Genomic DNA, 18,261 nt, shown 5'->3' with positions numbered 1-18,261 from the left:
GGTGGATTATCACCCTTGCGTGCGCTCTTTAGAATGAGGATGTTTCTCGTTTTCTAGGTAGTAGACGTATGACCGAGCGCCTGTATTTCCTGAGCGACAGCTTGATCGCCGAGGTCGAGGTCCACGCCTGTAGCGCCGCCGAGGACGGTTATGTCGTCGAATTGCTGGCCACGCCCTTCCATCCCCAGGGCGGCGGCCAGCCCAGCGACACCGGCTGGATCGGCACCGCCGAGGTGACCCGGGTGGTCCAGGACGGCGACCGTATCCTGCACCACACCACCCGCCCGCTGACGCCCGGTCGCGTGCTGGCCCGGGTCGACGAAGGCCGGCGCCAGCTGCATTCGCGGCTGCACTCGGCCGGGCATCTGCTCGGTCACATCGGCGAGACCCATGGCTGGAAGCCGGTCAAGGCCCATCACTGGCCGGGCGAAGGCCGCATCGAATTCATTCCGGGCGAGGCGTCGCAGCCTCTGGACAGCGAAGCCCTGCAGGCGCACTTCGACGCCCTGGTGGAAGAAGACCTGCCGCTGCAGATCGAGGTGCAGCCCGATGGCCAGCGCCAGGTGCGCTTTGGCGAGGACGTGGCGCGCTATGCCTGCGGCGGCACCCACGTGCGCTCCCTGCGCGCGGTCGGTGCCCTGAGCGCCCTGGGCGTCAAGGAAAAGAAGGGACGCCTGCTGGTGAGCTACGACATGGCTGGCGCCTGATCAACCGCTCACCTCACCCGCAGAAAGGAAGCGCCATGCTGCTCGAACTCGACGCTCTCGACACCGAGAGTCTGCTCCGTCTCACCGATGAACGCCTGCTGGCCGTGCGGGTGCGCCACTTCGTGCCGCGTCCGCTGGCCGACGACCTCGGCCAGCAAATCCTCGGCAACGGCTTCGCCACCTACACCAACGCCCCCAGCATCGGCCGCATCGGTATGGCCTTCTACGAGGCGGAGCACCAGCGCGCGCAGATGGACGACTACTTCGCCAGCGTCACCAGCAACCTGGAAGAATTGCGCCGCCGCTGCCGCCCCTACCTCAATCCCATCGACCTGGTGCGCTGCACCCTCGACGAGGTCTGGCCGGCCGGGGCCCGCCTGCAGACCCTCTGGGGCCGCAAGATGTACGTCGGCCTGTCGCGGGTGGTGAAGCCGGGGGTGCGCTTTCTCGCCCACCACGACATCTTCGCCAAGGACGCGCCGGGCAGCGAGGAAGCCGAAAGTCTGGTCGCCCAGCTGGCCTGCAACGTCTACCTGACCATGCCCAGTGTCGGCGGCGAACTGCAGCTCTGGTCGCGCGAGCTGTCGCCGGAGGCCTTCGACGCCATGCGCGGCGACAGCTACGGCATCGAACCCGACCGCCTCGGCCCGCCCTGCCTGACCATCCGCCCCGAACCGGGCGATCTGATCCTCTTCAATTCCCGCCGCATGCACGCCGTGACCCCCGGCAACGACCAGCCGCGCCTGTCGCTGTCGTGCTTCGTCGGCTATCGCGGGGCGGCCGAACCCCTCACGTACTGGAGCTGACATGTCCCCCTACCTGAGCGAATTCCTCGCCCTGGCGACCATCCACTTCCTCGCCGTGCTGGCGCCCGGTCCGGATTTCGCCGTGACCGTGCGCCAGAGCGTGAGATTCGGCCGCCTGATCGGTCTCTGTACCGCCCTGGGCATCGGCGCCGGCATCTCGGTGCACGTGCTCTACACCCTGCTCGGCATCGGCGCCCTGATGCATGCCACGCCCTGGCTGTTGGATGCCGCCAAGGTGCTGGGCGGTGCCTATATCCTCTGGCTGGGCTTCAACCTCATCCGCAGCAAGCCCACCGCCGCGCCGCTGGACGACAGCCAGTGGCAGGCCGCCGACCTGGAACGCCAGGCACCGGGCAAGGCCTTTCTCACCGGGTTCCTGACCAACGCCACCAACCCCAAGGCCACGCTGTTCTTCCTGGCCATCTTCACCACCGTGGTCAGCGCCGAGACGCCGCTGGCCATACAAGGGCTCTACGGCCTGTGGATGTGCGCGGTCAACGCCGGCTGGTTCGCCCTGGTCAGCCTGCTGTTTTCCAGTCCGCGTGTTCGCCAGACCTTCCTGCGCCTGGGCCACTGGTTCGAACGAACCATGGGCCTGGTGCTGGTTTTCTTCGCCGGTCGACTGCTGTTGTCGGCGCTTTGACGTTAGCCACCCCTGTTATCTGGAGGTCCGCCATGCCTTACGTCCACCGCGCTCCCGCTGGTATTCCCACGGAAAAGTTCGTCGTCCGCCTGCCCGATGGCATGCGTGAACGCATCGCCGCCGTGGCCCGTACCCATCGCCACAGCATGAACACCGAGATCGTCGCCTGGCTGGAACGCAGCCTGGTGCAGGACGGGGTCCTGGAGCAGCAGCAGGTCGACGCGGACGATGAGTTGCTCAATGCCAGCGAGCAACTGCTGCTGCAGCGCTTTCGCCAGCTCAACGAGCGTCAGCAGAATGCGCTGATCTCGGTCCTGGAGCTGGAGTTGCCCGTGCCGGTGAACACGCGCGAAACCGCCTGAATCCGGCCGGTTCGGGCCCCGTAGCGAACCGGCCGTCGGTTCCGGAGCCGCCAACCAGGCGGCTCTGACGTGCGGCTTTCAAGTATCGATCGGGACAGCCGATGAAGGGGGTCTTCGCACTCTCTTCCGGAATTCCCATGTCTGTATCCAAAGCCTCCTGGCTGAGCAATCTCGGCATTTCCAAGAAGCTGGCCCTGGGCTTCGGCGCCCTACTGGTCATGGTGACGGTGGTGGCCCTGTTCGGCTATTTCACCGCCAATACCCTGCTCGAGCGCATCAACAAGACGCGCTACAGCGGTCAGCTCAAGGCGGATGTCCTCAGCGTCAGGATCGACGAAAAGGCCTATCTGCTCGATCCCAGCGCCGCCAATGCCACCCGGCAACAGGCCACCCTGGCTGGCGTGACGGAAGACATCGGCAAGGGCCTCAGCCTGCTGACCAACCCGGCCAACGTCGCCATCCTGCAGGATATCCAGCGGGAGATGAAAACCTATCAGGAGCGCTTCGCCGCCCTGCAGCAGGCCAACCAGACCAGCGCCGGGGCGCAGAAGGAACTGACCCAGGTTTCCGACACCGTTACCGAGACCCTCGATCAGCTGTTCGAGCTGGTCTTTGCCCCGGGTGGCAGCTACAGCACCGCCGACCTCAAGGCCTTGGCCGAGATGAAGGCGCAGATGGTCGGTGTGCGTCTGGCCATCCGTCGCTTCCTCGGTACCCCGGATGACAGCAAGTCCCAGGCGACCCTCAAGGTCATCGACGAGCTGCTCAAGACGCTGGCCACTGCTCAGAAGCAGATCGACGGCGACACCGCCGCCCGCCTCTACAGCGCCACCCAGGACGTGACCCGCTATCGCGCCTTCTTCGAATCCATCGTCGCCCAGAACCGTCAGGCCCAGGCCGCCGTCGCCAGTCTGCAGGAGCAGGGCAACAAGCTGGTGCAGTTGCTGGATCAGCTGGGCGAGGGTCAGCTCAAGTCCGCCGCCGCCGAGCGCCAGGCCGCCCTGCTCAAGCTGCTGCTGAGCAGCCTGATCGCCCTGCTGATCGGCATCGCCGCCGCCTGGCTAATCACCCGCCAGATCACCCAGCCGCTGGCGACCGCCATGGCCATGCTCAAGCGCGTCGCCGCCGGCGATCTCACCCAGCGCAACGAGGTGAGCCGCCGCGACGAGCTGGGCGAACTGCAACGCACCACCCAGGCCATGGCCGATGACCTGCGTCAGTTGGTCGGGGGCATCGCCAATGGCGTGGGGCAACTCAGCAGCGCGGCCGACGAACTCTCGGCCTTTGGCGTCCAGACCAGCCGCGGCGTCACCCAGCAGCGCGACGAGATGCAGCAGGTGGCCACCGCCATGAACGAGATGGCGGCCACGGTGCACAACGTGGCGCAAAACACCGCCAACGCCTCCAGCGCCGCGCAGAACGCCGACAGCATGGCCCGCGAAGGCAGCCGCACGGTCAAGCGCGCGGCCGAGGAAATCACCCTGGCCGCCGAAGAGGTGCAGGGCCTGGGCGATGCCATGGAGCGCCTGGACAGTGCCAGCGGTCGCATCGGCAGCGTCATCGACGTGATCAAGGCGATCGCCGAGCAGACCAACCTGCTGGCGCTCAACGCCGCCATCGAAGCCGCCCGCGCCGGCGAACAGGGCCGCGGCTTCGCCGTGGTGGCCGACGAGGTCCGCTCCCTGGCGCAACGGACCCAGGAGTCCACCCAGGAAATCGGCGAACTCATCGCCACCCTGCAGCAGGGCACCACCGAAGCCAGTGCGCGGATGCAGGCCAGTCGCGACCGCACCCTGGGCACCGTGACCCTGGCCCAGGACGCCGAGCGCGCCCTGGAGGTCATCTACCAGGCGGTGGCGGAGATCCAGAGTCTCAATCAGCAGATCGCCACCGCGGTGGAAGAGCAGAGCCTGGTGGCCGAGGAGATCAACGGCAACGTGGTCAAGGTCAGCGGCCTGGCCGAGGAGTCGGCCACCGCCAACGCCCATGCCGCCGCCTCGGTCAACGAGCTGGCCCGCCTGGGCGGCGATCTGCAGCAGATGGTCGCGCGCTTCCGCGTCTGACCCTGCTCGCGACGACGCCAAGCGCTGGCGTCGTCGGGTTCAGACCTTGGGCGTCAACAGCTGCCCCTGGATGCCGTCGCCGATCACTAGGAAATGGCCGCCGGCGACGTGGTGCAGGGTGCGCAGGCCGTCCTGGCCGCGAAAATCCCAGCGCCCCTCGCGAAACACCCGGGTATCGGCCCGGGCGGCGACCACCTCGCCGAGGAACAGGTCGTAGTCCTGCTGATTGTGCGCCTCGGGCAGCAGCCGGCATTCCAGCCAGGCCACGCAGCCGGCGATCAGCGGCGCGCTGACCTGTTCGCCCGCCAGCGTCTCGATGCCGTAGGCGGCGAACTTGTCCAGCTCGCGGCCGCTGGTGTTGCCCACCGTCTGCACCAGATCCACCTGGGCGGCGCAGGGCACGCTGAGCACGAAGCTGCCCTCGCCCTCCAGCAGTTCGCGGGTCCAGGTCTGCTTGTCCAGCACCACCGCCACCTTGCCCGGTTCGAAATCCACCGCCATCGCCCAGGCCGCGGCCATGACGTTGCGCCGACCGGCATGGGCGGCGCTGACCAGCACCGTGGGACCGTGGTTGAGCAGCCGATAGGCCTTGGCCAGGGGGACGGCGGCAAGGATCGAATTCATGGAGGGACTCCGGCGGGAAAAGCCCCAGGGTAACGCAGCCCTTGCCGTTCGGCGCCGCGCGGGTAAAAAATTGCCGCTTGGCGACGCGCTCGCCAAACGCCGGGAGACATCAGGGGTCTATCGCCCACTCCCGGCCCGGGACCAACAAGAAACCTGCGTTAAGGATGACCCCTATGCCCACCTGCCTGGCCCGCTCCCTCCTGCTGCTCTGCGCCTGCTGCCTGGGTCTGCCGCTGGCCCATGCCCAGGTCGCCAAGCCGGCGCACAGCGCTCCGCTCACCCAGCCGCTGCTGTCCAGCTCCATCAACGATTTCAGCAACGAAGACTGGGATCGCGGCGTCCTGCGCCGGGTGGCCGGTCTGACCATTCCGGCTACCCCGGCCAACGTCGAAGGCTTCATCAGCGGCCGCCAGGTCCAGCTGGGCGACGGCGAATGGCGCGCCATCACCGAAGTCCAGCGGGTCGGCGACAACCTGGCGGTGTTCGTCGAGGGCAAGCCGCTGGACGCCGAGACCGTGGGCTATCCCAGACGCCTGGCGGTGGATGACGCCCCCGGCACCGGACGCCATCTGCAGCGCCTGCCGGGTCGCTTCAACACCCCGATCAACGATTTCACCAACCAGGACTGGCTAAAGGGCATCTACCGCAAGGCAGCCGGCATCTCCATCCCGGTCACCGAGCGCAATCGCGAGGAATTCAAGCCGGGCGCCATCGTCCGCCTGGCCGACGGCCAGGACTATGCCGTCACCCATGTCAGCGAATTCGGTCGCAGCATGGGCGTGTTCCTCGATAGCCCCGTGCTGCCCGGCGAGAAGTACGGCTATCCGCGCCAGCTGACCTTCGTCGCGCCACCGCCCAAGCCCTAAGGGCCTGTTCAAAGTCTCGCGAGCTAGAGCCAAACGAGGCGAAAAGGCCTGAGGAAGCGGAGTTTACATAGTGTAAATGAGCATTCCGAAGGCCTTTTCAACTCAGGTTGGCCGACGCGCAGCAGACTTTGAATCAGGCTCTGACCGCGGGGACCGGCGCTGGTAGAATTCTTGCCCAGCGTCGTCACCCCGGTCCGCCATGTCCAAGCTCAACCCCCGCCAGGCCGAAGCCGTGGCCTACATCAGCGGTCCCCTGCTGGTGCTGGCCGGTGCCGGCTCCGGCAAGACCAGCGTCATCACCCGCAAGATCGCCTACCTGGTCCAGCAGTGCGGCATCCGCGCCCAGTACATCTGCGCCGTGACCTTTACCAACAAGGCGGCGCGCGAGATGAAGGCGCGGGTGGCCAGCCTGCTCAAGGCCGGCGAAGGCCGCGGCCTGACCGTGTCCACCTTCCACAACCTCGGGCTGAACATCATCCGCCGCGAGTACGCGCACCTGGGCTACAAGCCCGGCTTCTCGATCTTCGACGAGGGCGACATCAAGGCGCTGCTCACTGACATCATGCAGAAGGAATACCAGGGCGACGACGGCCTGGACGAGATCAAGAACTACATCGGTAACTGGAAGAACGACCTCATCCTGCCGGACGAGGCCCTGGAAAAGGCGCGCACGCCCAAGGAGCAGACCGCCGCGGTGGTCTATCTGCACTACCAGCGCACCCTCAAGGCCTACAACGCGGTGGATTTCGACGACCTCATCCTGATGCCGGTGAAGCTGTTCCAGGAACACCCCGAGGTGCTGGAGCGCTGGCGCAATCGCATCCGCTACATGCTGGTGGACGAATACCAGGACACCAACACCAGCCAGTACCTGCTGGTGAAGATGCTGGTGCAGGAGCGCGCCCAGTTCACCGTGGTGGGCGACGACGACCAGTCGATCTACGCCTGGCGCGGCGCGCGACCGGAAAATCTGATGCAGCTCAAGGACGACTTCCCCTCGCTCAAGGTGGTGATGCTGGAGCAGAACTACCGCTCCACCAGCCGCATCCTCAAGTGCGCCAACGTGCTCATCGCCAACAACCCCCACGTGTTCGAGAAGCAGCTGTGGAGCGAGATGGGCCACGGCGATCCGATCCGGGTGCTGCGCTGCAAGAACGAGGACGGCGAGGCCGAGCGCATCGCCCTGGAGATCCTCACCCTGCACCTCAAGACCCAGCGCCCCTACGCGGACTTCGCCATCCTCTATCGCGGCAACCACCAGGCCAAGCTGATGGAGCTCAAGCTCCAGCACCACCAGATCCCCTACCGACTCTCCGGCGGCACCAGCTTCTTCGCCCGCCAGGAGGTCAAGGACGTGATGTCCTACCTGCGCCTGCTGGTGAATCCGGACGACGACAACGCCTTCCTCAGGGTCATCAACGTGCCGCGCCGGGAGATTGGCTCCACCACCCTGGAAAAGCTCGGCAACTATGCCGGTAGCCGGGATCGCTCGATGTACGCCGCCGCCGACGAGATCGGCCTGGGTGAGCACCTGGACGCCCGCTTCACCGAACGCCTGGGGCGCTTCAAGCGCTGGATGGACGGGGTACGCAAGAATTGCGCGGGTGAGGATCCGATCGGCGCCCTGCGCAGCATGGTGATGGACATCGACTACGAGAACTGGATCCGCCAGAACGCCAGCTCTGACAAGGTCGCCGACTTCCGCATGGGCAACGTCTGGTTCCTCCTGGATGCCTTGAAGAACATCCTGGAAAAGGATGAAGACGGCCAGATGACCATCGAGGACGCCATCGCCAAGCTGGTCCTGCGCGACATGCTCGAACGCCAGCAGGAGGAAGAGGAAGGCGCCGACGGGGTGCAGATGATGACCCTGCACGCCTCCAAGGGCCTGGAATTCCCCTATGTGTTCATCATGGGCATGGAGGAGGAAATCCTGCCGCACCGCTCCAGCATCGAGGCCGACACCATCGAGGAGGAGCGCCGCCTGGCCTATGTGGGCATCACCCGCGCGCGCCAGACCCTGGCCTTCACCTACGCCACCCGGCGCAAGCAGTACGGCGAGCTGATCGACTGCACCCCCAGTCGCTTCCTGGATGAGTTGCCGCCCGAGGACCTGCAGTGGGAAGGTCTGGAAGAAGCGCCCCAGGAACAGAAGGCCGCCCGCGGCAACGATGCCCTGGCGGCGATGCGGGCGATGCTCAAGCGGGGTTGAGGGGGAAGGTCCTCAGTGGGTGGCTCCCTCACCCCAGCCCTCTCCCGGAGGGAGAGGGGGTATCCGAAGTCACCCCAGGTTTCGCTCCATGCTGATCAGTCCCCTCTCCCCCTGGGAGAGGGTAGGGTGAGGGTCCGCCCCACGCCAGACTGACACCCTCACCCCAGCCCTCTCCCGGAGGGAGAGGGGGCGTCCGAAGTCATCCCAGGCTTCGCCCCACGCCGATCAGTCCCCTCTCCCCCTGGGAGAGGGTTAGGGTGAGGGCCCGCCCCACGCCGGACTGACACCCTCACCCCAGCCCTCTCCCGGAGGGAGAGGGGGCTAACGCGTGCTGCGTCGAGCTTCGGCGCGCTATCCCGGGTCCAGGCGCCATACCCAACTATTCCCAGCACTGGAGCTATCCCCTCTCCCCCTGGGAGAGGGTCAGGGTGAGGGCCCGCCCCACGCCGGACTGACACCCCCCCATTTCTAGCCCCCAAAACGACACCGCCCCCGCTACCGGTCAGGTAGCGGGGGCGGTGGTCTGGCCGCGCCGGGGTCTTACTTGGCGAAGCTGGTCACCATGTCGAAGATCGGCTTGGGACGCTTGAGGTCGTACATCATCCCGAAGTGGCGCTCGTGGATCACCGAGAGGCTCGGCTCGTCGAGCAGTTCGTAGACGTTGATCTCGGCCACCACGTCCTTGTAGCTGGTGTTGAGCACCGTGAGCATCTGCTTGACGCTGTCGTAGCAGGCCCGGTCGCCGTCACGGCCGCCGTCGGTGTTGCCCTGGTAGACGTTGCCGCAGTTCATCTCGTTGAAGAACACCTTGGTCTTGTACTTGGTGGCCATGGCGCGCATCTGCCCCAGGTACATGTCCATCCAGTAGCCCTTGTCATCGAAGTACGGGTAGTAGTGGAAGCTGATGTAGTCGAAGTTGAAGCCCGACGCCCTGGCCTGATCGAGGAACCACATGGCACCGTTGCGATCACCCGGGCAACGGGCGGTGGCGGTGCGGTCATCCGAGTTGCACGCCATCACGTTGATGGTGGTCTTGAGGTTGGCGCCCAGCTCGTCCGAGGCCTGCTTGATGCCACGGTAGATGCCGACCAGGGTGTTGATGCGATCCTGCGCTCCCGCCTTGGAATAGTCCTGCTCGTTGCCGACTTCCCAGATCTTGATGTCGTTGGCGTAGCGCTTGGCCAGGGCATAGGCCTGCGCCTGGGTCAGCTTGTGGGTGATGACCGGTCGCAGGGTGATGTTGTACTTGCGGGCCAGGGCCACCAGGCGGTCCAGCTCGGGCAGGTTCATCACCAGGTACTCGCCGGAGCGATAGGTGCGCAGGTTGCGCGCAGCCAGGACCTGCAAGCGGGCTTCCATTTCGGCCGGCGGATAGGCCGCGCTGTTGTCGTGGCCGACCACCCCCAGCGGGATGTTCTTGTAGCCGCTCAGCGGAGCCGAGGCAACAGTCCCACCGGTAACCGGCTGGACCACGTTCTGCACCGGTTGCACGCTGGCCGCGGGGGTCGGCGTGGTCGTGGTGGCAGTGCCCTGGGCCAGCGCGGTGCTCACCTTCTTGTCGAAGGCGGTCTTGTCGTCGCCCGCCGCAGCACGCATGACGTCCAGCGGCAGGGTGGCACGCGAGCTGACGCCATTGGTGAGGCGACTGCTCCAGTAGGCACTGCCGCTGCTGTCGGCGCTGCGGCCATAGAGATTCTGGTAGACCTTGTTGACCAGAGCGGCGCCGCTCAGCGCGCCATAGAGGGCGGTCGACTCGCCATTGGCGGCAAAGGTGGCTGCCAGTTGCTCGACGCTCATGTCGCTGGCCAGGCGCGAGGCCCAGTAGTTGAGGCCACCGGCATCGGCCGCCCGGCCGTAGTAGGCCAGGTAGAGCTGCTCGACGGTGGTCAGCTTGGACGAGGTCGCGGCATTGGCGGTGGTGCCGGTAGCCGTACCGGTGGTAGCGCCTGTCGTGGCACCGCCCGTGGTGGTGCCGGTGGTGCCGCTACCCGTGGCGGGCACGGCGCCGGTGGTGGTGCCGGTGGTCGCCCCGGCAGTGCCCGAGGCCCCGGTCCCGCCGGTGGTGCCCGCGGTCGCGCCGCTGGTAGCGGTCTCGGTCTTGGGCGGTGTGGTAGCGGTCGGAGTCACCTGCGGGCCGATGCCGGCGCAGCTGTCCTTGTCCAGGTACTTGGCCAGCACCGCCCATTGCGGACGATCCTTGCCATTGATCGGCTCGACCGCCTGGTTGTAGGTGCCCCAGCCCGGGCCGGCGGCCCAGTAGGTGGCCGGAATGCAGTTCTGCTTCAGATAGGCCAGCATGCCGTCGAGGATGGGCAACCAGCGCGCATCGGTGTCAGGTACGCCGAAGCCGCCGATGAAGCCGCGCTTGTTGTTGGTCTTGAGCCAGGAGACGAAGGGCTTGAGGCGCTCGACGCCATAAGTGGGCGAAAGGGTCGCCACGTTCAGGCTGGTGTCGAAAAAGGCCTGGGCCATGAAGATCAGGTTGTTGGCCGGATCCTTGAGCTTGAGCAGCGCATCGTTCCACTGCGGCCAGCGGGTGGTGTCGGCCCAGCCGTTGCCTTCGATGAAGATCGGGTGGGTCGAATCGACCACGCGCACGCCGTCGATGCCGTACTGGGCAGCGGTCGGCCAGTTGCTCACGGCGTCGTGGGGCTCGTTCATGATGTCGTAGCCATAGAGCGCCGCATGGGTGCCCCAGCGCTGGGCGACGCGGGTCATGAGATTCTGGAAGGCCTCGTAGGGGACTTCGCCCGCGCCGATGACCTTGCCCTGGTAGCGGGCGTAGTTGTGCAGATCGAGGATGACCTTGACGCCATACTTCTGAGCGTAGCCCAGGGTGCGATCGATCAGGCCGGCATAGGTGGGATCGAGATTGACCCCCATGGACGGTTGCAGGCGCTCCCAGAGAATGGGAAAGCGCACCAGCTTCACGCCCTTGGCGCTCCACTGCTGGAAATGGCTCTCGGCCGGGAAGATGAAGTTGCGGTCGTTGACACCGGGCAGTACCTGGGCGGCGAAGGTGGCGCCGGAGAAGTTGAGACCGACCAGGTCAACGGCCTGGGCGGAGGTGGCAAGCGAAGCGGTGGCGAACAGGGCAGGCAAGAGCAGCGCCTGACGCGGCAGGCGGCGGGAGATGGAGCTAAGGATTGTCATGCAAAGGAACCAGATAGGCCGAGGTGCGCGATTCGATCCGTGCATCCCACCTCGGTACAGCAGGAAAACTGCCGGGGAAGATCGTTTCCCCAACACCTGCAAAGCCTAGTGCAAGCGCTAGACCAATAAGAACCCGTGCCATCACGAAGCAGGGGTAAACGCAGCGTTTTGCCAGATGTACGGTGCCGATGATGGCACTTTGTCTACCGTTCGTCGGTGACCGCCTGGTCACCCGAAAGACCTGTCCCAGCGATAAAGTCAGGTTTGTCCGCTTTCTGGCGGCTCAGGGCGTGCCGGCATAGCGACGGACCAGTTCCATGACCGGTTTGGGCCGGTCCAGGTCGTACATCAGCCCGAAGTGACGCTCATGGGCAACTGGATGGGTCGGCTCGTCGAGCAGCTCGTAGACGTTGATCTCGCGCACGATGTCGCGATAGCGCCCATTGAGCTCGGAGAGGATGTATTCGAGGCTGTCATAACAGCTGCGATCCCCCGGCCGGCCACCGTCGGTGGTGCCCTTGTAGATCTCCGCGCAATTGACCTCGTTGTAAAAGATCTGCGTCCGGTACTTTTCCGCCATGGCGCGCATCTGCCCCAGGTAGAGATCCATCCAGTGGCCGCGATCCTGGTAGTGCGGGTAGTAGTGAAAGCTGATGTAGTCGAAATCGAAGCCGGCCGCCTTGGCCTGATCGAGAAACCACATGGAGCCCAGGCGATCGCCCGGGCAACGCGCCTTGGGCCCGGTGTCGTAGGAATTGCAGGACATCACGTTGATGGTGGTCTCGAGGCCGGCGTCCAATTCGTCGGAGGCGCGGCGGATGCCACGGTAGATGTCCACCAGGCGACTGATGCGGATACCCGCGCCGACCCGCGAGTGATCCTGCTCGTTGCCGATCTCCCAGATCTTGATGTCCTTGGCATAGCGCTTGGCCAGGGCATAGGCCTGGGCCTGGGTCAGCTGCTGGGTGATCACCGGTCGCAGGGTGATGCGGTACTGGCGGGCCAGGGCCACCAGGCGATCCATGCGCGGCTGATCCAGCAACAGGAATTCGCCAGAGCGGTAGCTGCGCAGGTTGTAGCGGTCGAGCAGTTGCAGGCGCCTTTCCATCTGCGCATCGGGATAGGCGGCGTTGTTGTCGTGACCGACCACGCCCAGGGGGATGTAGGGCAGCTCGGGCAGGGCAACGGATTCGGCAGCCCGGACCGGGCCACCCAGGCACAGGGCGGCGACCAGGCCGAACCAGGGCAACATTCGAGGCATCAGGCGCATCCTTGCAGGTGGGCAGCAGAGCGGCGGAGCATGGCAAAGTGCCGACAGCCCCTCAATCATGGACGCCTCCAGGCTGCGACCCCCCGCACAACCAGGCGCGTTACAGTAGGTGTCCGCGCGCCTTGTCGAGGACCTGCCCATGACCGCTCTCCTGCTGCTGGCCCAGGCCTACAACAATCGCTGGTCGAACCATCGCCTGCTGGCGGCCTGCGCCGGTTTGTCACCGGAAGCCCTGCGGGCGCCCCAACCCGCCGCCTTCTTCGGCTCGCTCTGGACCCTGCTCGGCCATCTGCTCGACGTGGATCGCTTCTATCTCGATGCCCTGCACGACCAGCCCCGGCCCTACCAGGACACGGACTGGCCCGACCTGGCGACGCTGCATGCAGCCCAGACCGCCAGCGACCAGCGCCTGATCGCGCTGTGCCGCGGCCTCGCTCCGCCGCAACTGAGCCAGCTCATCACCCTGCCCCGCGCCAGCGGCCCGGTCCGGGAAGGGCGACTGCGCACCCTGCAGCATCTCTTCGTGCACCAGCTGCACCACCGCGGCCAGGCCCACGCCCTGCTCCTGGCCAGCGGCGTGGCGCCACCGCAACTGGACGAATTCTTTCTCGTCCAGGACGAACCACTACGCCGGGCGGAGTTGGCGGCGCTGGGGATCGATGAGGAGGGGTTGTGGGGGACTGCTTTGTAGAAGCAACTGTCTTTATCGCGGCCATGCCGGTGCGCCGTAGCGACCGCTCCTACAAAAGCATCACCCCTGTAGGAGCGGCCCATGGCCGCGATTCGCTGCTGAAATTCCTAGCGCGGCGGCCGATCGCAATCTGTCCAGGAGCGCTGGGGACAAACGCCCACTCGGACAGCCCCCTCTCCCTCCGGGAGAGGGCTGGGGTGAGGGCGCCCCCAGGCACCGGCTTCCACGTGGAAAAGACTGCGCCGTTTTCCACCCTACGCGGACAGAAGAACTCAAGCGCCCACTCGGACAGCCCCCTCTCCCTCCGGGAGAGGGCTGGGGTGAGGGCCGCCCCAGACACTCACTTCAACGTGGAAAAGGCTGCGCCGTTTTCCACTCTACGCGGACAGAGGAACTCGAGCGCCCACTCGGACAGCCCCCTCTCTTTCCAGGAGAGGGTTGGGGTGAGGGCTGCCCCAGGCACCGGCTTCAACGTGGAAAAGGCTGCGCCGTTTTCCACCCTACGCGGACAGAGGAACTCGAGCGTCCACTCGGAAAGCCCCCTCTCCCTCCGGGAGAGGGTTGGGGTGAGGGCGCCCCCAGGCACCGGCTTCCACGTGGAAAAGGCTGCGCCGTTTTCCACCCTACGACCGCCATAGCGCAAGCGCTTAGAAATTCGCCGGAGTGGTCGCGCTGATCAGCCGGGCGGGGGCTTCGAAGGGATTGCGGAAGCGGTGCGGGCGGCTGCTTTCGAAGTAGTAGCTGTCGCCGGGTTCGAGGATGTGCACCTCGCCGCCCACGGTCAGCTCCAGGCGGCCTTCCACCACCAGGCCGGCCTCCTCGCCATCATGGGCGTACATCTCTTCGCCGGTGTCGGCGCCGGGCGGATAGGTCTCGTCGAGAAAGGCCAGGGCGCGACTGGGATGGGCGCGGCCAACCAGGCGCATGCGCACGGTGTGGGCGCCGCTGGAGATGTCGATGAGCTCATCGGCGCGATAGACCACCTGGGTCGGCGTGTCCTGCTCCAGGTCCAGGGAAAAGAATTCCACCAGGGACATGGGAATGCCGGCCAGCACCTTTTTCAGCGAACTGATGGAAGGACTGACGCTGTTCTTCTCGATCATCGAGATGGTGCTGTTGGTCACCCCGGCACGCTTGGCGAGTTCGCGCTGGGACAGGCCCTTGAGGGTACGGATGGTTTGCAGGCGGGCACCGACGTCCAAGGTGGAAAAGACTCCTCGAGCAGGCGGGTGAGACGTGGCCAGGCCACGCGCTGAAGGCGTGCCGTGGCACGGTGTTCAGCATCATGGCAACGCTGTTCGAGATTTACAACACTACGGCGGACGTGCGGCCCCGGGGCGGCGCCCGCCTGGCCGCGGCAGCGGGCAAAGGCCCCGTCCAGGGCCTAGTCGCGATAGCTGCGCGCCACCCGCTTGAGGTTGCACAGCAACTGGTAGGGGATGGTGTCGCAGCGCTCGGCCAGGTCCGCCACCGACACCTGGCGGCCCCAGAATTCCACCTCGCTGCCCACCCCGGCCTGGGGATGATCGGTGAGGTCGACGGTGAGCATGTCCATGGACACGCGGCCGATCAGCTGGCCGGGACGCCCTTCGATGGCCACCGGGGTGCCATTGGGCGCATGGCGCGGATAGCCGTCGGCATAGCCCAGGGCGACCACCCCGACCCGGGTCGGCCCGGCGGTGACGTAGCGGGCGCCATAGCCTACTGGCTCGCCAGCCGGCAGTTCGCGCACGGCGATCACCCGCGAGGTCAGGGTCATCACCGGTTGCAGGCGTTCGGCGGCGGCCTGGGCCGAGGCGAAGGGCGAGACGCCATAGAGCATCAGCCCGGGGCGCACCCAGTCGCCGGCCGCCTGGGGCCAGCCCAGGGTCGCCGGCGAATTGCGCAGGCTGGTGGGACCGGGCAGGCCCTCGGTGGCCGCGCGGAAGGTGGCGATCTGCGCCGCGGTGGCCGGGCTATCCGGTTCATCGGCGCGGGCGAAGTGGGTCAGCTTGACGATGCCGCTGACCTTGCCGCTGGCCAGCAGTCGCCGGTAGGCGGCGGCATAGTCCTGGGGAAAGAAGCCGACCCGGTGCATGCCCGAATCCAGCTTCAGCCAGACCTGCAGCGGTCGCGACAGGGCGGTCCGCTCCAGGGCCTCCAGTTGCCAGTCGGCGTGGATCACCGTCCAGAACTCGTGCTCGGCGATCAGCGGCAGCTCGTCGATGCCGAAGAAGCCTTCCAGCAAGAGGATGGGCGCGCGGATCCCGGCGGCGCGCAGTTCCAGGGCCTCCTCGATGCAGGCCACGGCGAAGCCGTCGGCCTCGCCCGCCAGGGCACTGGCCACCGCCACGGCGCCATGGCCATAGGCATCGGCCTTGATCACCGCCAGGGCGCGGGCGTCGGAGAGTTCAAGTGCCAGGCGATAGTTCTGGCGCAGGGCGGCGAGGTCGATGACGGCGCGGGCGGGACGCATGGGAGGTCTCGGCAGGGGAAGAGTGAGGGACAGGAGGGCTGGACAACGCCCTCACCCCGGCCCTCTCCCAGGGGGAGAGGGGGAATAGCGGTCTTACGCCTTGACGGCGGCGATGACGTTCATTTCCACCAGGATGTCCGGCTTGGCCAGCTTGGCCTCGACGGTGGTGCGACCCGGGGTGGCGCCCTGGGCGGCCCACTCGTCCCAGGCGCGATTCATGCCCTCGAAGTGCAGGGCGATGTCGCGCAGGAAGATGGTCACCACCAGGATGTGCTGCTTGTCGCTGCCGGCCTCGGCAAGAAATTTGTCGACGTTGGCCAGGGTCTCGCGGGTCTGCTGATAGATGTCGCCGGAAAAGTCGTCGGCCAGTTGGCCGGCCAGGTAGACGGTGCCGTTATGGATATTGATTTCGCTGAGGCGGCGATCAGTGTGCAGACGCTGTACGGGCATTGCGCGGGGACTCCTGGGTGGCGGAATAACGGGAGATGTCGAGACCCTCGGCGCTGATCTGCGGCTGCTTGCGGGCGATCAGATCGGCCAGCAGGCGACCGGAGCCGCAGGCCATGGTCCAGCCCAGCGTCCCGTGCCCGGTATTGAGGAACAGGTTGCGATAGCGGGTGGCGCCGACGATGGGGGTCCCGTCCGGGGTGGTGGGTCGCAGACCGGTCCAGAAGCTGGCCCGGGCGAGGTCGCCACCGCGAGGATAGAGGTCACCGGTGATCATTTCCAGGGTCGCGCGGCGGCGTGGATCCAGGCTCAGGTCGAAGCCGCAGATCTCGGCCATGCCACCGACGCGGATGCGATCGTCGAAGCGGGTGATGGCGACCTTGTAGGTCTCGTCGAGGATGGTCGAGGTCGGCGCCATGGCGGCATCGACGATGGGCACCGTCAGCGAATAGCCCTTGAGCGGATAGACCGGCGCGCGGATGCCCAGGGGTGCCAGCAATTGCGGCGAATAGCTGCCCAGGGCCAGGACGTAGTGGTCGGCGGTGAGCAGTTCGCCATCGACCCTGACGCCGTCGATGCGATCGCCATTGGCGCTGAGTTGCTGGATCTCGGCGCCGAAACGGAATTCCACGCCCAGGCGGCGGGCTTCCTCGGCCAGGCGATTGGTGAACAGGAAGCAGTCGCCGGTCTGGTCGTTGGGCAGGCGCAGGCCGCCGGCCAGCTTGTGCTTGACCGCCGCCAGCGCCGGTTCGACCCGGGCCACGCCGTCGCGGTCGAGCAATTCGAAGGGCACGCCGGAACGCTCCAGGACGGCGATGTCCTTGGCCGCGGCCTCCACCTGCTGCTGAGTGCGGAAGATCTGGGTGGTGCCCAGCTGGCGGCCTTCGTAGGCGATGCCGGTGTCCTGGCGCAACTCGTCGAGGCAGTCACGGCTGTATTCGGACAGCCGCACCATGCGCTCCTTGTTGACCGCATAGCGCGCCGCGGTGCAGTTGCGCAGCATCTGCGCCATCCACAGGTACTGGTTGCTGTCGCCGGTCAGGCGGATGGCCAGGGGCGCATGCTTCTGGAACAGCCACTTCAGCGCCTTGAGCGGCACGCCGGGCGCGGCCCAGGGCGAGGCATAGCCAGGGGAGACCTGACCGGCGTTGGCATGGCTGGTCTCCAGGGCGGGACCGGCCTGGCGATCGACCACGACCACCTCGAAACCCTGACGGGCCAGATAGTAGGCGCTGGTCGTGCCGATGACGCCGCTCCCCAAAACCAGTACACGCATCGCTAGCTCCTGGCCGGTGAGAGGATTTCGCCGGCTTTCGTCGGAATGAAGGCAGATACGGCAAGTATAGAAAGCCGCTCGCAGTGCTAATCACTGAAGAATTGCCTATATTCGGAGTAATTTTCCGGTAAAGACCCCTTTGGCAGAGACCCCCGCGATGCGTACCCATCACCAGGCCAGACGCGAGCTGGACAAGATCGACCGCAACATCCTGCGCATCCTCCAGGACGATGGCCGCATCTCCTTCACCGAGCTGGGCGAACGGGTGGGGCTGTCCACCACGCCCTGCACCGAGCGCGTCCGCCGGCTGGAGCGCGAAGGCATCATCCAGGGCTACAACGCCCGCCTCAATCCGCAGCACCTCAAGGCCGGGCTGCTGGTGTTCGTCGAGCTGAGCCTGGACTACAAGTCCGGCGACACCTTCGAGGAATTCCGCCGCGCCGTGCTCAAGCTGCCCCAGGTGCTGGAATGCCACCTGGTCTCCGGCGAATTCGACTACCTGGTCAAGGCGCGCATCTCCGAGATGGCCTCCTATCGCAAGCTGCTGGGTGACATCCTGCTCAAGCTGCCCCATGTGCGCGAATCCAAGAGCTACATCGTGATGGAGGAGATCAAGGAGACCCTGAGCCTGCCGGTGCCGGACTGACGGCTGGCGACCCCGGGGTTCACCGTCTAGGCTGCGGGTT

Annotated in this window: 16 protein-coding genes; 9 read left to right on the top strand and 7 right to left on the bottom strand. The window is 66.2% G+C overall.

Annotated elements, in window-relative coordinates; translation table 11 throughout:
- The first annotated feature begins 68 nt into the window (after window positions 1–68).
- The 5 genes from OXS31_RS01805 to OXS31_RS01785 all read left to right on the top strand — a co-directional run bounded on the left by OXS31_RS01805 (window position 69) and on the right by OXS31_RS01785 (window position 4,581).
- The gene (locus OXS31_RS01805; protein ID WP_267397565.1) at window positions 69–707 is read left to right on the top strand and encodes an alanyl-tRNA editing protein; all 639 of its coding nucleotides are present in this window, start codon (window positions 69–71) and stop codon (window positions 705–707) included.
- A gap of 35 nt (window positions 708–742) precedes the next feature.
- Complete coding sequence (locus OXS31_RS01800; protein ID WP_007159850.1) at window positions 743–1,513, top strand: 2OG-Fe(II) oxygenase; 771 nt, start codon at window positions 743–745, stop codon at window positions 1,511–1,513.
- A gap of 1 nt (window position 1,514) precedes the next feature.
- The gene (locus OXS31_RS01795; RefSeq protein WP_267397559.1) at window positions 1,515–2,156 is read left to right on the top strand and encodes a LysE family transporter; all 642 of its coding nucleotides are present in this window, start codon (window positions 1,515–1,517) and stop codon (window positions 2,154–2,156) included.
- Between the two features lie 32 nt (window positions 2,157–2,188).
- Window positions 2,189–2,518: an Arc family DNA-binding protein gene (locus OXS31_RS01790; RefSeq protein ID WP_077171100.1), complete on the top strand. Its 330-nt coding sequence runs from the start codon at window positions 2,189–2,191 to the stop codon at window positions 2,516–2,518.
- A 137-nt stretch (window positions 2,519–2,655) separates the two neighbouring features.
- Window positions 2,656–4,581, top strand: a complete 1,926-nt coding sequence (locus tag OXS31_RS01785) for a methyl-accepting chemotaxis protein (protein ID WP_042134594.1) — start codon at window positions 2,656–2,658, stop codon at window positions 4,579–4,581.
- A gap of 39 nt (window positions 4,582–4,620) precedes the next feature.
- On the opposite strand, the gene OXS31_RS01780 is transcribed toward OXS31_RS01785, so the two are convergent.
- The gene (locus tag OXS31_RS01780; RefSeq protein ID WP_267397552.1) at window positions 4,621–5,205 is read right to left on the bottom strand and encodes a flavin reductase family protein; all 585 of its coding nucleotides are present in this window, start codon (window positions 5,203–5,205) and stop codon (window positions 4,621–4,623) included.
- A gap of 173 nt (window positions 5,206–5,378) precedes the next feature.
- Here OXS31_RS01780 and OXS31_RS01775 point away from each other — a divergent pair, with 173 nt between their 5' ends.
- Window positions 5,379–6,071 (top strand): hypothetical protein, encoded by a 693-nt coding sequence (locus OXS31_RS01775; protein ID WP_027600665.1) that lies wholly within the window; start codon window positions 5,379–5,381, stop codon window positions 6,069–6,071.
- A 199-nt stretch (window positions 6,072–6,270) separates the two neighbouring features.
- Entirely contained in the window at window positions 6,271–8,283 is a 2,013-nt protein-coding gene (rep, locus tag OXS31_RS01770; protein WP_027597433.1) for a DNA helicase Rep, read from the top strand.
- Window positions 8,284–8,823: 540 nt separating this feature from the next.
- Here the strand turns inward: rep and OXS31_RS01765 are convergent.
- On the bottom strand, window positions 8,824–11,436 hold the full coding sequence (locus OXS31_RS01765) for a cellulase family glycosylhydrolase (RefSeq protein ID WP_267397546.1): 2,613 nt from the start codon (window positions 11,434–11,436) through the stop codon (window positions 8,824–8,826).
- A gap of 283 nt (window positions 11,437–11,719) precedes the next feature.
- Window positions 11,720–12,697: a glycosyl hydrolase 53 family protein gene (locus OXS31_RS01760; protein ID WP_244898742.1), complete on the bottom strand. Its 978-nt coding sequence runs from the start codon at window positions 12,695–12,697 to the stop codon at window positions 11,720–11,722.
- 148 nt (window positions 12,698–12,845) lie between these two features.
- Between OXS31_RS01760 and OXS31_RS01755 the strand changes: the two genes are divergently transcribed.
- On the top strand, window positions 12,846–13,397 hold the full coding sequence (locus tag OXS31_RS01755) for a DinB family protein (protein ID WP_267397543.1): 552 nt from the start codon (window positions 12,846–12,848) through the stop codon (window positions 13,395–13,397).
- Window positions 13,398–14,044: 647 nt separating this feature from the next.
- Here the strand turns inward: OXS31_RS01755 and OXS31_RS01750 are convergent.
- The 4 genes from OXS31_RS01750 to dadA form a co-directional block, all read right to left on the bottom strand.
- The gene (locus tag OXS31_RS01750; protein WP_150340471.1) at window positions 14,045–14,599 is read right to left on the bottom strand and encodes a cupin domain-containing protein; all 555 of its coding nucleotides are present in this window, start codon (window positions 14,597–14,599) and stop codon (window positions 14,045–14,047) included.
- Window positions 14,600–14,781: 182 nt separating this feature from the next.
- Complete coding sequence (alr, locus tag OXS31_RS01745; protein WP_267397539.1) at window positions 14,782–15,852, bottom strand: alanine racemase; 1,071 nt, start codon at window positions 15,850–15,852, stop codon at window positions 14,782–14,784.
- A 93-nt stretch (window positions 15,853–15,945) separates the two neighbouring features.
- Window positions 15,946–16,302, bottom strand: coding sequence for a RidA family protein (locus OXS31_RS01740; protein ID WP_027597427.1), 357 nt, complete (start codon window positions 16,300–16,302; stop codon window positions 15,946–15,948).
- On the bottom strand, window positions 16,277–17,575 hold the full coding sequence (dadA, locus tag OXS31_RS01735; protein WP_267397534.1) for a D-amino acid dehydrogenase: 1,299 nt from the start codon (window positions 17,573–17,575) through the stop codon (window positions 16,277–16,279). Before dadA ends, OXS31_RS01740 begins: the two co-directional genes overlap by 26 nt.
- A 157-nt stretch (window positions 17,576–17,732) precedes the next feature.
- Between dadA and OXS31_RS01730 the strand changes: the two genes are divergently transcribed.
- Window positions 17,733–18,221, top strand: coding sequence for an Lrp/AsnC ligand binding domain-containing protein (locus tag OXS31_RS01730; protein ID WP_007159864.1), 489 nt, complete (start codon window positions 17,733–17,735; stop codon window positions 18,219–18,221).
- Window positions 18,222–18,261 lie beyond the last annotated feature (40 nt).

Origin of the sequence: Pseudomonas sp. GM_Psu_1 (assembly GCF_026544185.1) — a bacterium.
GTDB classification, from domain to species: domain Bacteria; phylum Pseudomonadota; class Gammaproteobacteria; order Pseudomonadales; family Pseudomonadaceae; genus Chryseomonas; species Chryseomonas oryzihabitans.
This window is presented reverse-complemented; position numbering and strand designations above follow the sequence as displayed.